Genomic DNA, 12,742 nt, shown 5'->3' on the forward strand with positions numbered 1-12,742 from the left:
CAGTACTCCCTAAGAATTCTCCGTTCAAGCGCCCGTACTGCCTTGATCGGAGATGCCGGGGCAAGAATAATGCGACCGCCAATCGGGTGAGTTGAACACCCTGCACAGGCAGGCCCCTTGATACGGCTGCCTGCACTCCAGGAAGGAATCCTTACATGTCATACCGGCTTGCAATTTTCGACTTTGACGGCACACTCGCAGACTCCTTTCCATTCTTCGTTTCAGTATTCAATCAAATTGCTGACAAGCACTCCTTCAACCGGATCCAACCAGAAGAGCTGGACTCTCTACGCAAGCAGGGGGCTCGGGAGATCATGTCTCATATCGGAATGCCTCGCTGGAAGCTACCTCTAGTGGCGCGAACTTTTATGGGGCTGATGAAGAAGCATCGAGGCTCAATCCAGCTGTTTGAGGATATCGCCAATACGTTGAGCCATCTTGATGAGAAGGGATTGATACTCGCAGTAGTGTCTTCCAACTCCAGAGAGAATGTCACGCAGGTTCTGGGTTCCAGCTGTCGACATATCCAGGCCTTCGAGTGCGGGGCTTCCATTTTCGGTAAGGCATCGCGCTTGCGCCGGGTCATGCGAAAATTTTGCGTGGCAAAAGAAGAGGTTATCTATATAGGCGATCAACCTACGGATGGTGAAGCAGCATCAACTGCCGGCATCGCCTTCGGCGCGGTTGCGTGGGGATACGGGACATATGAAGCATTTCAAAACCTTCAATCCCATGCGTGGTTCGCCGATGTAAACGAACTACGGCGACTGGCAGATAGCCATGACCATCTGGACTCCTCCCCAAGTTAGTTAACTGCTCGCGTTGATATTGCTGACGTCGGTCCATGATTAACTGTTGCCTCACGTCGACCACCAACACCAAACCCGTTGAAAACGGAGCGTGCGGGGACAAGCCCTACGGCAAGCATCATCATCCCAGGGTTTTGGTGTCATTGCGCAGGACGGAGTACAGCCGGGACGCGACCAGCAGAGGCCGAGCAGCTTGCTGTACTTGAGTACGACGTTGCCAAGTGGCGGGCAAATTTTTCGTCCCAGAGAATCAGGAAGCAGCTGAACCCAACCATTATGAGTATTCCATGCCGCGTGGAGAATCTCGCCGCTTCTGTGCCAGGCTTCTCCCTATTGGCTACTTCGTACTTGGCTGCTTGTGAATCTCCAGACGCTGTGCATCCCTGGCAAACCATACACCAACCGCAATCACCATCAGGCATATGAACACAACGTCCCATGCTCTGTGCTCAATGGCCGCCAAGATCGCGAAAAACTGCAGGGCGCCAGCCCACCATAAAAACGGTCTGATTTTCGAGTAGCGCATAGCTCACCTCACCATAGCCAACTACTCAGATTTTAGTCGACTTCGACGAGGTCCCCCATGCCCACAGAGACCCGCCCCAGCAGATGAAACCAGATCTTTACTGCATCCTTTTCAATTGCAGGCACACAAAGGCAACGATGTGCCCAATGGCAGGCATGAATCCAGCCGTCATTGCAGGCTTGGTCGGGCACTCTGTAGTGGTCTACTAACCCCGGGCACCTTCTTAGGCGAAAATGGTCGCCACACAGAGGTGTTCGATGAGCAGACAACGACGTACTTTCACCCCCGAATTCAAGCGCGAGGCAGCCGGCCTGGTGCTCGACCAGGGCTATAGCCTTACTGAAGCCGCCCGGTCGCTCGACTTGGTTGAATCGGCGCTTCGCCGCTCGGTGAATCAACTCCAGTCAGAACGGGGCGGTGCTACGCCAGCGAGCAAGGCGCTGCCCCCCGAGCAGCAGAAGATCCAAGAGTTGGCGCTGGATATGGCGTAAGAGCACCGTGGGCGGCCGCAGAATGTGCTGTTTCATAGTGACCAGGGTAGCCAGTATGGCAGCCGAGTTTTTCGTCAGCGGTTGTGGCGTTACCGCTTCAGGCAGAGCATGAGCCGCAGAGGTAATTGCCTGGACAATGCGCCCATGGAACGTTTGTTCCGCAGCCTGAAAACGGAGTGGGTGCCGAGTGTGGGCTACATGAGTGCTGCGCAGGCACAGCAGGACATTGGCAGGTTTCTGATGCAGCGCTACAACTGGGAGCGACCGCCTCAGTTCAACGGTGGATTACCGCCGGCGATGGCCGAGGAAAAACTCAATCCGGTGCCCGGGATGAGTTGACCACTACAAAAACGGTCAGGCGCGGCCTGCTTTCGCCCCATACATGCCAATTGCGGGTAAAAAAGTAAAACATTCTTAATCGTTGATTAATCAAAAGCTTGAGCTTCGCCCCGGTAAGATTCCGCGCCTTTACTAGTGGAGAAAGCTCCGATGCTTCGAATGCTGTTCTGTGCCACCCTCTTAACCACCTCATTCGTCTGCTCGGCTGCTGACGTTGTACAAGGTGGTGAGGAAACGCTGACCGTTCTTAGTTCCGGCGGTATCATGGGCGTTATCCGGGAAGTGGCGCCAGCTTATGAGAAGACATACGGCGTGAAGCTGGAAGTTCTAGCCGCGCCTTCGATGGGGGAAACCCCACAGGCCGTCCCGAATAGGCTCGCCCGCGGTGAGCAGGCGGATGTAGTTCTGATGGTAGGTTCGGCGCTCGACAACCTGGTCGCCAGCGGTCTAGCCGATAAGACCAGCCGAATTGATCTCGGAAAGTCTTTCATTGCCATGGCCGTTCGCAAAGGCGAATCGAAGCCGGACATAGGCACCATGCAGGCCTTGCGCACAGTGCTGCAAAACAGCAGCTCTGTCGCGTACTCCGACAGCGCAAGCGGCGTCTATCTTTCCAGGACCCTGTTCCCTCGCCTGCAGCTCGGTGACCAGTTCGTGGCCAAGGCTCACATGATACCTGCCGAGCCTGTCGGCGCGGTGATCGCTCGCGGCGAAGCACAGATCGGCTTCCAACAGCTCAGTGAACTTAAGCCAGTAAAGGGGATCGACATCGTTGGTCTGATCCCGGCTGAAGCGCAGAAAATGACGATGTATTCTGGCGCTGTCGTCACCAAGAGCCAGCATCATGCCGCAGCCCAGGCGCTCCTCGACTATCTGGCATCGCCACAAGCCGACGCAGCGATCAAAGATAGTGGCTTGACGCCGCTACCTCATGCAGCAAGCTGACTGCGAGCACCGACATCGAAACTGGGCTCGGCAAAACACGAAGATCTTGCCGCAGTCTTCGCTTTGCGAGCGTCTGCAATGGGTCGAAAGCGGCCGCTCGCAGAGGCCAATCGAGCCGCCCAACAGGTGCGGCCCATGCGTAGGTCTGCTCAATGGTTTTCAAGACCGCGTGATAAACCTCCACTCCATGTTGCCTGCAAGGCAAAATCGATTCCAAAACAACGACGAAACGGCACGGCTACAGGCCGCATACTGCAAGGTTCGCCATTTCAATTTTGGAATTGATTTTCGCACTCCTCCGGCGCTCTGCCGACCTACTCCCACACCCTCCAAGATTCGGCAAGCGCCCACAACCTGGCCGTCTCGACGATCTCCAGCATGTCGACCACGTCCTCATCATCAACCTCTCGACGCCGGCGCGCAGCGTAGGCCATTTCACTGAGCACGGCCGGGCGTCCATCGGGATCCTCGCGCAGGGCAGCCTGGTCATCCAGCTCGGACACCCAGGGCTGTGGCAGTCCTGCCATCATTCCTTCCTACACCACCACGATTGCACGTACAGCACGCCGTCGATCTCTTCGATCCCGTTTATGTTGATGCCGAGCAGGGCCCCGCATGTTGGAAGGTAGGGGCAGAATCGAGGCATATACGACACGGGTAGCCAGTCAACGCCTGCAAAGCCGATTCAGCAAAACAACCGCTCCTGGTAGAGATCTTCCTATCATCTGGGCGCTATGTAGCTATCAGAATTGTCTGATTAAACCTCCAGCCATTCCGGGGGTAACTTGGTGCACTCACTTACCGGGCATGCACCATGCAAGATACAAGGCAAACTTATGACCAAGCAAGCAAGCAAGCAAGCAAGCAAGCAAGCAAGCAAGCAAGCAAGCAAGCAAGCAAGCAAGCAAGCAAGCAAGCAAGCAAGCAAGCAAGCATTATAATGGCTGGAATATAGTTATATCAAGTATATTCTTTACTATTTCTGCGTGCGCTTCATCATCTCATCACACTTTAAACAAACCATCTAGTGAGGCAGAGAGCCCCCGTTTAAACGAGGCTTATCATCGCTTAACGACCGAGCACCCCGAGTTCAACTGGAAATTCGTTGAGGGGCTCAGCAATGATTAAATCTATCACATCACTGGCAGCTTGTATTTTTATCGCTGCACCTTCGCTCTCGTTTGCAGCTTGCAAGTTTTACGACGGCCATTCACAAAAACAGATAAATATAAGTATACCTTCCACGCTTTCAATCCCCAGAGACGCAGCAGTCAACACCGTGATTTACGAATCCCCGGCTATGACCTTTAATGGCAACGCATCGTACGAATGCTCGACCACATTCACGAACGGGATTAAAAACAACGCGGGTGCGGATTCAACGTCAACTTATTTCCCAATAGGTAATACGGGGCTTTCGTGGCAGTGGATTTATCAGGGAAATGCATATATCGGATTTGGCGGTGGAACACCTCGACAACCTGGCGGATACGGATTCAATACCACTACAAACGCCCTACGCATAGTTAAAACGGGAGAAATCTCACCAGGCGCAACCATACCAGCCGGAGTCCTAGGGTATATACAAATAGAATCGGCAAGCGTAAGACCTTTAGCAATGGCAACTGATAATAGCTCAGCCATTATACTTCAGTCGTGCGAAACTCCAAACATCGCCGTTACAATGGGCGAATACAACCTAAGCATATTTTCAAAAAATGGAAACTCCACTCCACCAAAAGCGTTCAATATACAATTGAATAACTGCCCGAGTGGAATCCAGAAAGTGAGCTATAGCTTATCTGCCACGTCAGGCTCCCCGGCGGTGGACAGTGCACTCGGCATTATCGAATTAAACAAAAGCTCGACAGCGAAAGGTATAGCACTGCAATTACTTGACCGCAATCAGGCCCCCATACAACTCGACAAAACTTATGTCTTCAACGAATACTCCACAGGCGGAGGAAACTTCTCGATACCCTTGAACGCCAAGTATATCCGTACCTTACCGACTGGTAATAATGGCCAATATGATGAAGGGATGGGTGCTGGCTCCGCCAACAGCGAAGTGACCTTCATTATGAATTATCTGTGACTACTGCCTGGAACGTGGCGGCTTTCCGATAGCTGTGAACGCCTGTGGACGTCGTACCCACGTTCATATTGCTGACCAGCTATCGAGGTGGGCCATACTGTCACCAGCTCCCGCTCTAGCATCAGCCCGTGCTAGCAGCTTGAAGATGGCGACGCGTATCGCTGTTTGGTCTGAATACAGCTGTGGTTCAGCCATAAGCGCAGCCTAGTGCAGCGGAGCCAGATCCTTCCCCCGCGCCTTGGCGACAGCGCGCGACTGCCAGTCGGAGACCGCTTGGAATAGCGACTCGGCCAATAGCCGCAGGCGCTCGATTTCCTCAGGCGGCGCGCCACGGTCCTGGGCCTAGTGGTACTCCCGCATGGCGTCGACGGCCTTCTGAATCAGCGGCTCGCCTGCTTCGATCAACCCTGTACAGCTGCGCTTTTCCACTTCCCTGCTCCGTGCCAGCCAGCAGGCTCGTCGCCACCCATCACCGTACCCGAGACCTCCGGCAAACACTTCAACCAGGCGGTCGAAGCGAAGGGCTTTAGGCATCGCCCCCAGTACAACTGCCGACATACTTATGCCACGATGTGCCTCATATCAGGGATGAACCCGGCTTTCATTGCAGGGCAGCTTGAGCACTCGGTTCAGGTGCTCCTTTCCACCTACGCGAAATGGCTGAATTCGGCTAACGACTGGACCAAACTGGCGAAGCTGGAAGCGAGCGTAATTGGTACAGGATTAAATTTCGTTCACGTTGCGCCCTTTGGATATAAGGCATTCGACAGGCGTTCAGCCATACTCCAGAGATGTTTTTCGCGTTTTAGTGAGTTTTCGAAAGTGAGGAAAGCCCGTGTTTACGGGCCTTCCAGCCCTCCGCGCCACGCTGCATCCCTCCCCAAAACACAGCCATTGGTACAAAAATTGGTACGAGCTGACTGTACACCTATCCAGCAGTTTCCAACCCTTCTACCAGCGTTCTGCCGACCTACTCCCAACCCCCTTACGCCCTGAAGTCAAACCCTTCTGGTGACTGCGTCGTCACGTAGTGCGCCAAGTAGCTGTCCAGCAGCGTCTCCGGATCTTCGAGTAGACGGTAATCGGCAAAGTCATCGTTCTTAACGTGATAGACCTTCCTATCGCACTTGCCTTCGTCAAGAAACAGGGCATCGCCCGCATCAGTCAGCAGCCAGCAACGCAGGTAGTGCTCGGAACTCGCCTGGATGCTTTTGACGAAATCCCTCATCACGGCCTTCTTCACCCCACGCAACACTCGATAGCGTTCGATTGACAGGCGTCCGCTGTAGGAGAACGGGGAGTTGGTCCAATCCATGGACAGATAGGAGCGCTCGGTCAACATAAAAGACCAGAAATAGCGAAACAGTTCTTTCCAACGGGCCGGCAGCATCGCACAGTTTCGCTCGAATGTAGGCCCCTCTGTTGCAAGCGTTTCGGGCGCCAGGTAGAAGAACAGGTTCAGTGCTCGCCCTTCAGCCGCCAGCGATGCTATCCAAGTACCCCTATAACTCTCGAACAGTACTATCGGCACAGCATACTCACGCTCGATCGCCGCCACGGCACGAGGAAAGGCGGCAGCAAAGCCAGGAAACATTTCACCTACGCAGGCGCCTAGTTTATCGATCACCACGCTGTTCAAGTGCGGTCGCTGGGCATCGCCAAGATCGACACCGCTCGTGCACACTAGATCGTACCCATCCTTGTCAAGCATCATCTATCCCTATTCAGGTTCCGTCTTCGAAAAGCCTGTATCGGCCGGACGATTCATTCCTCCAGCGCCGGTATAGGCCCGCCCATGATTGGTACTAATTAGATCTCTCTTGCCCACATCACCAGTGACTGGTATCAGAATTGGAGCACAGCTCGATGCCCGGCTGCGCCGAAAATTCGCTCTGCAGAGGCCGCGTTACGAAAATCCTGTATAACTGAACGGCCCAAACTGACCTTGACGTCCGCATACGATGATCCCCCAAGACCGTATCCAGCAGCTGTTCGAAAAATACTTTGAACTGATTCGATTGGAGACAGTTGAGTTCGGCGTGAGCGCTACGGAGGTACGCCACCTTTTAGGGCGGCTGGGCGAGTTCTACTGCGCGCTAGAGCTAGAAGGCACGCTCGCTCACCTAACCAACCAGCATGGCTTCGATGTGATCTGCAGGAGTGGTAGAAAGGTAAGCGTTAAGACGACGGCTCAGAAAAACGGATTTGTTCCTATCGGTAGGTCGACCGTCGACAGAGTCGACGACCTAATGGTCATCCAATACCAAGACGGTGCGCTCTCAATTGTGTATTACGGACCTGTCGCGCAGGCAATCGCAGCAGCCCGCTACTACGCGCCAAGCGGAAACTATGAGCTCGATATATCCAAAGCGCGCCAGCTGACGACCACTGCGAGCCCTTCTCTAAAAGATGCCCCAGCTGCTCCGCCAGCTGGAGACCTATGAAAAGCCAGCGGCTTTTAAGACCGTGGTACAAGCGCCCTATCCATGCCGCCCGCAAGGCAAAATCGGTTCCAAAACGACGATGAAACGGCACGGCTACAGGCCGCATACCGCAAGGGTCGCCTTTTCAGTGTTGAAACCGATTCTTAAGGCATCCGCTAAAGAATGATGGCATTCTGCCGACACAATCCCGTTGGGATTTAATTCTTTTGGAGCTGATGCAATGGATGTGAATGTCTACGATTTGGACTCTGTGACCGACGAGCACATTGGGATGAAAATTCGAGCTCATGAAAGCTTCGTGCTGGAGTGTCCGAACTCCACAAAATTTGCAAAGGCTGTTGAGACGCTTGAGAAACTGATCGAATCTCAAGGTATGACTTGCCGCGTCTATACCATCGGTCGTGTGGCGGCTATGGGAGCAGCGGCCTGGACAGGCTGGGGTACTATCATTGCAGCCGGAGCTGGCATTGCAATGGCTGCGCACAACATTGCTACGTGGTCCCCAGACTACGAGATCGGCAAAGTCATGACAGGCTCTAAAATTTTCGTCACTTACAAAAAGTGACCTCGTTGGTACGTCTCTCGCGATGTGAGACAGGATCGAGCTTCCAGTAATACAGCAGTAGCGGAAAAAATCGACCTCAGGCCGCGACGTATGCGGCCTGTGAATCGAACCTGTAATACAGTTCGGCTAGTTCCGGCGACTTTCGCCCAGTAAAACAGAGATGTTATTGAGCGGTTGTAGACAGCCGTAGCCACCCTCCTCCGGCGTTCTGCCTACCCACCCCACCCCCTCTCGGATTCATCAAGCGCCCACAACCTAGCCGACTCGACGATCTCCAGCATGTCGACCAGGTCGCCGTCATCGACCTCTAGCCGCCGGCGTGCGGCATAGGCCATCTCATCGAGCACCGCTGCGCGCCCATCAGGATCAGCCACCAGGGCAACCTGGTCGTTCAGCTCGGCCAGCCAGGCCAGCGGAAGCTCAGTTGCCATATTCGCCCACCGCCCGGCACCACCATGATTGGGCGTAAAGAGCGCCGTCGATCTCCTCAACCCCGGTGATGTTGAGGCCGAGCTGGGCCATGCCGTTGAGCTTGGCGTCGTGCAATCGGGGGATGATGTCGGGCCCTGGCGACGGGTTAAACACCCATGCCTGGGTCGAAACCCGGCCCAACGGCTCACTGTGGTGGTCACCGATGTGGATGTCGGCCCGCATTGGCTGGACCTTCCTAAGCTGATCGGAGGGGATGGCCACGCCCTTCACGCGGCGGCGGAGTAGGAGGAAGTACATGCTGCACCCAATACTGTATATCGATACAGTATTTCAGCATCAGGCAAAGCAACCGCACCAGTACCGCTCGGCGGACTATGCTCGTTTGCTCAGGCCGGACGGAGGCGTATGTGGCCCAATTAGTGAACCTTGCCAGCAGGGCCGCCTAACGCCTTGAGCTGGTAGTCGGTGACAGCCTGGTTCTGTGACTCAGCAATCAGCCGGAGACGCTCAACCTCTTCCGCTGGGGCACCAGATGCCTTCGCTTCATGGTGACGCTTCCATGCCTGCACGGCGTCGGTATACATGGGATGGTCCGGATAAAGGAAAGGTGGTTTAGTCTCCATCTGAACTCCATTCTGGGGCCGCCATCATTGTATAGTAGCCGGCGCCCGCCCTGCTTGGATTAGCTGGTAATCAACAACCGCTTGGTATAGCGAATCCGCCAATAGACGTAGGTGCTCGACCTCTCCAGGCGGCGCGCCACTGTCTTGGGCTTGGTGGTACTTCCGCATGGCGTCAATGGCCTGCTGAATCAGCGGCTTGCCCGCCTCGACCATGCCAATGAAGGTGCGTTTGCCCACTGCCCATACCTCGATTACTTGATCAGCGCATTATAGGACGATTCGCAGGCCTGACCCGCTATTCGGGCTTGGTCATAAGCTTTCGCCAGTTCTCCCGCTCGAGCATCAGCCTGTATGAGCAGGTCGGAGAGCACCATGGCGGCGCGAGTGGCTGTCTGGCCTCGGGCGGAAGCGGTGGTATCCGGGCCGGAGCAACTGACAGCGGCGGCGAGCTCGGCGGCATCTCTGCGCATCCGCTGGCCAGCAACATCGGCGCCAACAGCGCCGGTATCAGCAATCGTTCTTTCGTTTTGGGCATGGGCTCTCGCCTCCTCCTGCGCCATCGCGCGTCGTTGTTCCTCGTAGCGTGCCTGCCGTTCGCCAATCACCTGGCTAAGTCGGGAGTCGCTCTCTCGTTGAGCTGATGCGTGGCCGGCCTTCTCACGCTCTACTGATAAGCCGTGCTGGTAGACGGCCCAGTGGGAAGCTACGCCCAGCGATAACATCGGCAGCGCCAGGCGCCAGTTGAAACCGTTCATGCGCCCAGCACCCTCCGGGCTCGTTCCCATAGCGCCAGGCGCTCGGCTTGCCCGTTAAGGCCGCCATTGATCTTTCGGGTGATGCCCACGAAGTCGCCTCGGTCTGCCAGCGTGTTGAGGCCGCGCGTCTGCCAGTACCAGGCCGCCGACGCGGCCGCGTGCACCGGCAGCTCCAGTAGCTCAGGCTGGTTGACCAGGTCGAGACCCAGCGCCTCGCCACAGGCCTGGTAATTGGCCAGACCGGTAATCTGGATCAGGCCCCGGCCTCGATACTTCTGGCCATCGCCATCGGCCGCCGGCGTGTTGCCCAGCCGTGCCGCCAGCGACCCGGTGTCGTATTTGGCCAGGTACTTGTCATTGCCCAGCTCGCGCACAAAGCGGAGCTGGCCGGATTCATGGCCGATCTGCGCGATAAACGCGGCCTGCCGCGCCGGCGTGACGATGCCGCGCGCGCCCATGGCGGCGTTGAGGACGGGTGCAAAAACGCCGGCTTTCGGGCCGGCGTTCGGGAGAATCTGCAGCAGCTGCTGGGGGGTTACGCTCATGCTTACTTACTCCTGTAGTTATCGCTCAGGCCGGCCCTACATCTACGGTCTTGAGCGGTTTTTCGGTTTTCGTCTTGGCGCCCTTGGCCTTGGCTTTACCCTTCTTGCCGCCGTTGCATTCGACGGTCGTGGTCCAGCCCGACGCGGTGAATACCTGCGCGACACTGTCCACCAGATACTCACCGTCCAGGCCGACCTTGAAGCCTTGGGCGTTAATCGTGCATTCGGCAAACAGGTCAGTACGCCCGGCCATTTCCAGGCGCACGCCGGCGGTGCTGCGGTTGAGCGCAGCCAGCCGCGCCTTGGCGGCCTGCTCGGCGGCAGTCTTGTCGGGGTAAATATGGCGGTCGGTATGCACCGGGGGCAGGCCGTCGGGGGCCTCGTCGTTGTCCAGCTGGACCACCTGCAGGGCGCCGGTTTTCTTGTCCTGGTACTGGGTCCGCACAGCCTTCTGCGCACCTCGATCCCCGAGGCGGAACTGATACCGCTCAACCTCGGTTTTGTTGATGGGTACGACCAGCAGGGCCTTGCCGCTGATGCTTTTCCCACCCTGCCGGGGCATGACCAGCAGCTTGCCCTCGGCCACCTTGGCGGTGCTGTCGTACTGCTTGGCCAGGCGCGTGACAAAGTTAAAGTCCGACTCGTTGCGCTGGTCGACGCGCTCGATCTTGGTGGCCACCGGGCACACCGGCTCCCAGCCGTTGCGCTTGGCCACCTCGTTGACGATCTGCGACAGCGGCACGTTTTCCCAGCTGCCACTACGCACGGTCTTGCCGCTGCCGCGCATGTCGCTGGCCTTGCCGCGAATGGTCATGGTGTCCGGCGGGCCGGACAGCTGCACCTCGTCGACGGTAAAGGCGCCCATGCGCTTGAGGGGCTGGCCCTCATAGCCCAGCAGCACCTCCACCCGGCCGCCACGGCCAGGCAGTGCAACAGCCTGGTCGCGGTCGTCAATGCGCAGCTCGAACTCGTCCGACTCCATGCCGGGCTTGTCCGATATCCGCAGCAGCAACAAGCGGTCATTGATCAGCGGGGTTATGTCCTTGTTATCCGCGATGATTCGGTACGTCGGTTTCATGCTTGCTCCAGGAACAAAAAACCCCGCACGGGGCGGGGTTCGTTATGCGTAACGCGGGATCAGTCGAACAGCTGCAGCAGCTCGACCGCCGGCGCCGACAGGTCGGGCAACTGGATCAGCAGGCCAGCGCGGTACGGCTGCGCCTCCCTGGCCAGATCAGGGTTAGCCCCCAGCACCGCCTCGACGGTGCCGTTGAGGTTGCCGTAGTGGTGCTGGCAGATCACATCCAGCAAATCCCCGTCAGACGTTCTGCAGGTCGTTGCCATAGCTCACAAACTCCAGGGTAAAGCCTTGTTTTCGGGGGATACCGCCGGCCAGCAGGTGGCTTTGTTCCTCGTCCACGCTCACCAGGCACCAGTCGCCCAGCACCTCGCCATAGCCCGTGACCAGCTTCAACGCCTGCAGGTTGCGGCCAATGCTGCGCAGCACGCCCAGTTGCTTAATGCCGCCCTTGTGGTGCGGGAAAATCGCGCCCTTGAGCGTGATTTTTTCCTCACCCAGGCCGACTGCCTGCTGCGCCACGCTGCGGCGCAGGCGCTCCTGGCCAGCCCAGCGAAACGACGCCTGCCGGCGCAGTTCGTCAAAGGCCGCGGTGTCCAGGTTGAAGTAATACGGCTGCTTCTTCGGGTCATGCGGCTGGATGATCAGCAGGTGGGGGAACGGCGCGACCGCCTCGGGCAGCGGCGTCGCCGAACCCAGCAGCCCGCCCGTGGGCAGGATGTTGGTCAGTGACGGGCTGACCAGCCCCGCCACTCGCCCGGCCTCGGCCGTGACCTTGGCCGCCATCGTCTTGAATGTGCCGAGGCATTCCTGCACCAGGGCGGCGCCGGTGACGGCACGGCTATAGGTCGACGCCACTTGCCCCACCTGGGACTGTGCCACGTTGATACTGCGCACAATCCGGCCCAGCTTGGCCCCGGCCTCGCCGCCCACAAACGGGATGTTTTCCAGCTCCGACGCGGCACCGGTGATGCTACCAATGGCACCATTGAGCGGGGACAGCATGCCGTCCACGCCCTTGCGCCCCGCCTCCCCAGCTGCAACCAGCCCGGACAAGGATGATTCCAGCTGCTCCATGTAGGGCATAACCCCTCC

16 protein-coding genes and 1 pseudogene are annotated in these 12,742 nt (G+C 57.2%); 6 read left to right on the forward strand and 11 right to left on the reverse strand.

What is annotated here, in order from left to right; translation table 11 throughout:
* The first annotated feature begins 155 nt into the window (after positions 1-155).
* The 3 genes and pseudogenes from ACIQYU_RS17970 (at position 156) to ACIQYU_RS17980 (ending at position 3,110) form a co-directional block, all read left to right on the forward strand.
* Positions 156-809, forward strand: a complete 654-nt coding sequence (locus tag ACIQYU_RS17970) for an HAD hydrolase-like protein (RefSeq protein ID WP_233687725.1) — start codon at positions 156-158, stop codon at positions 807-809.
* A gap of 783 nt (positions 810-1,592) precedes the next feature.
* Positions 1,593-2,165: pseudogene (locus ACIQYU_RS17975) on the forward strand (transposase).
* 150 nt (positions 2,166-2,315) lie between these two features.
* Complete coding sequence (locus ACIQYU_RS17980) at positions 2,316-3,110, forward strand: substrate-binding domain-containing protein (protein WP_402801182.1); 795 nt, start codon at positions 2,316-2,318, stop codon at positions 3,108-3,110.
* Between the two features lie 314 nt (positions 3,111-3,424).
* Here the strand turns inward: ACIQYU_RS17980 and ACIQYU_RS17985 are convergent, their stop codons facing one another.
* Positions 3,425-3,640 (reverse strand): hypothetical protein, encoded by a 216-nt coding sequence (locus ACIQYU_RS17985; RefSeq protein WP_402801185.1) that lies wholly within the window; start codon positions 3,638-3,640, stop codon positions 3,425-3,427.
* Positions 3,641-4,230: 590 nt separating this feature from the next.
* On the opposite strand from ACIQYU_RS17985, the gene ACIQYU_RS17990 reads away from it, so the two are divergent.
* Entirely contained in the window at positions 4,231-5,205 is a 975-nt protein-coding gene (locus tag ACIQYU_RS17990; RefSeq protein WP_233687728.1) for a fimbrial protein, read from the forward strand.
* A gap of 985 nt (positions 5,206-6,190) precedes the next feature.
* On the opposite strand, the gene ACIQYU_RS17995 is transcribed toward ACIQYU_RS17990, so the two are convergent.
* Positions 6,191-6,916: a hypothetical protein gene (locus ACIQYU_RS17995; RefSeq protein WP_402801188.1), complete on the reverse strand. Its 726-nt coding sequence runs from the start codon at positions 6,914-6,916 to the stop codon at positions 6,191-6,193.
* A gap of 250 nt (positions 6,917-7,166) precedes the next feature.
* Here ACIQYU_RS17995 and ACIQYU_RS18000 point away from each other — a divergent pair, with 250 nt between their 5' ends.
* Both ACIQYU_RS18000 and ACIQYU_RS18005 read left to right on the forward strand, forming a co-directional pair.
* Positions 7,167-7,649: a DUF6998 domain-containing protein gene (locus ACIQYU_RS18000; RefSeq protein ID WP_402801191.1), complete on the forward strand. Its 483-nt coding sequence runs from the start codon at positions 7,167-7,169 to the stop codon at positions 7,647-7,649.
* A gap of 220 nt (positions 7,650-7,869) precedes the next feature.
* A complete protein-coding gene (locus ACIQYU_RS18005; RefSeq protein WP_402801194.1) occupies positions 7,870-8,214 on the forward strand; it encodes a hypothetical protein in 345 nt (114 codons plus the stop codon).
* A gap of 212 nt (positions 8,215-8,426) precedes the next feature.
* On the opposite strand, the gene ACIQYU_RS18010 is transcribed toward ACIQYU_RS18005, so the two are convergent.
* From ACIQYU_RS18010 to ACIQYU_RS18050, 9 genes are all read right to left on the reverse strand, one after another.
* Positions 8,427-8,645 (reverse strand): hypothetical protein, encoded by a 219-nt coding sequence (locus ACIQYU_RS18010; RefSeq protein ID WP_402801197.1) that lies wholly within the window; start codon positions 8,643-8,645, stop codon positions 8,427-8,429.
* Positions 8,635-8,943 (reverse strand): hypothetical protein, encoded by a 309-nt coding sequence (locus tag ACIQYU_RS18015; protein WP_402801200.1) that lies wholly within the window; start codon positions 8,941-8,943, stop codon positions 8,635-8,637. Before ACIQYU_RS18015 ends, ACIQYU_RS18010 begins: the two co-directional genes overlap by 11 nt.
* Before the next feature lie 119 nt (positions 8,944-9,062).
* Positions 9,063-9,269, reverse strand: a complete 207-nt coding sequence (locus ACIQYU_RS18020; protein WP_402801203.1) for a hypothetical protein — start codon at positions 9,267-9,269, stop codon at positions 9,063-9,065.
* 24 nt (positions 9,270-9,293) lie between these two features.
* Entirely contained in the window at positions 9,294-9,506 is a 213-nt protein-coding gene (locus tag ACIQYU_RS18025) for a hypothetical protein (protein WP_402801206.1), read from the reverse strand.
* Positions 9,507-9,520: 14 nt separating this feature from the next.
* The gene (locus ACIQYU_RS18030; RefSeq protein ID WP_402801209.1) at positions 9,521-10,024 is read right to left on the reverse strand and encodes a DUF2514 domain-containing protein; all 504 of its coding nucleotides are present in this window, start codon (positions 10,022-10,024) and stop codon (positions 9,521-9,523) included.
* A complete protein-coding gene (locus ACIQYU_RS18035; RefSeq protein ID WP_402801212.1) occupies positions 10,021-10,569 on the reverse strand; it encodes a glycoside hydrolase family 19 protein in 549 nt (182 codons plus the stop codon). The genes ACIQYU_RS18030 and ACIQYU_RS18035 overlap by 4 nt, the downstream gene beginning before the upstream one ends.
* A 25-nt stretch (positions 10,570-10,594) precedes the next feature.
* Positions 10,595-11,647 (reverse strand): phage late control D family protein, encoded by a 1,053-nt coding sequence (locus ACIQYU_RS18040; protein WP_402801215.1) that lies wholly within the window; start codon positions 11,645-11,647, stop codon positions 10,595-10,597.
* A 59-nt stretch (positions 11,648-11,706) separates the two neighbouring features.
* Positions 11,707-11,913, reverse strand: a complete 207-nt coding sequence (locus ACIQYU_RS18045; RefSeq protein WP_402801218.1) for a tail protein X — start codon at positions 11,911-11,913, stop codon at positions 11,707-11,709.
* Positions 11,888-12,733, reverse strand: coding sequence for a phage tail protein (locus ACIQYU_RS18050; RefSeq protein ID WP_402801221.1), 846 nt, complete (start codon positions 12,731-12,733; stop codon positions 11,888-11,890). The genes ACIQYU_RS18045 and ACIQYU_RS18050 overlap by 26 nt, the downstream gene beginning before the upstream one ends.
* Between the last annotated feature and the right edge of the window lie 9 nt (positions 12,734-12,742).

Source organism: Pseudomonas sp. NPDC096925 (assembly GCF_044762545.1).
In the GTDB taxonomy this organism is placed as follows: domain Bacteria; phylum Pseudomonadota; class Gammaproteobacteria; order Pseudomonadales; family Pseudomonadaceae; genus Aquipseudomonas.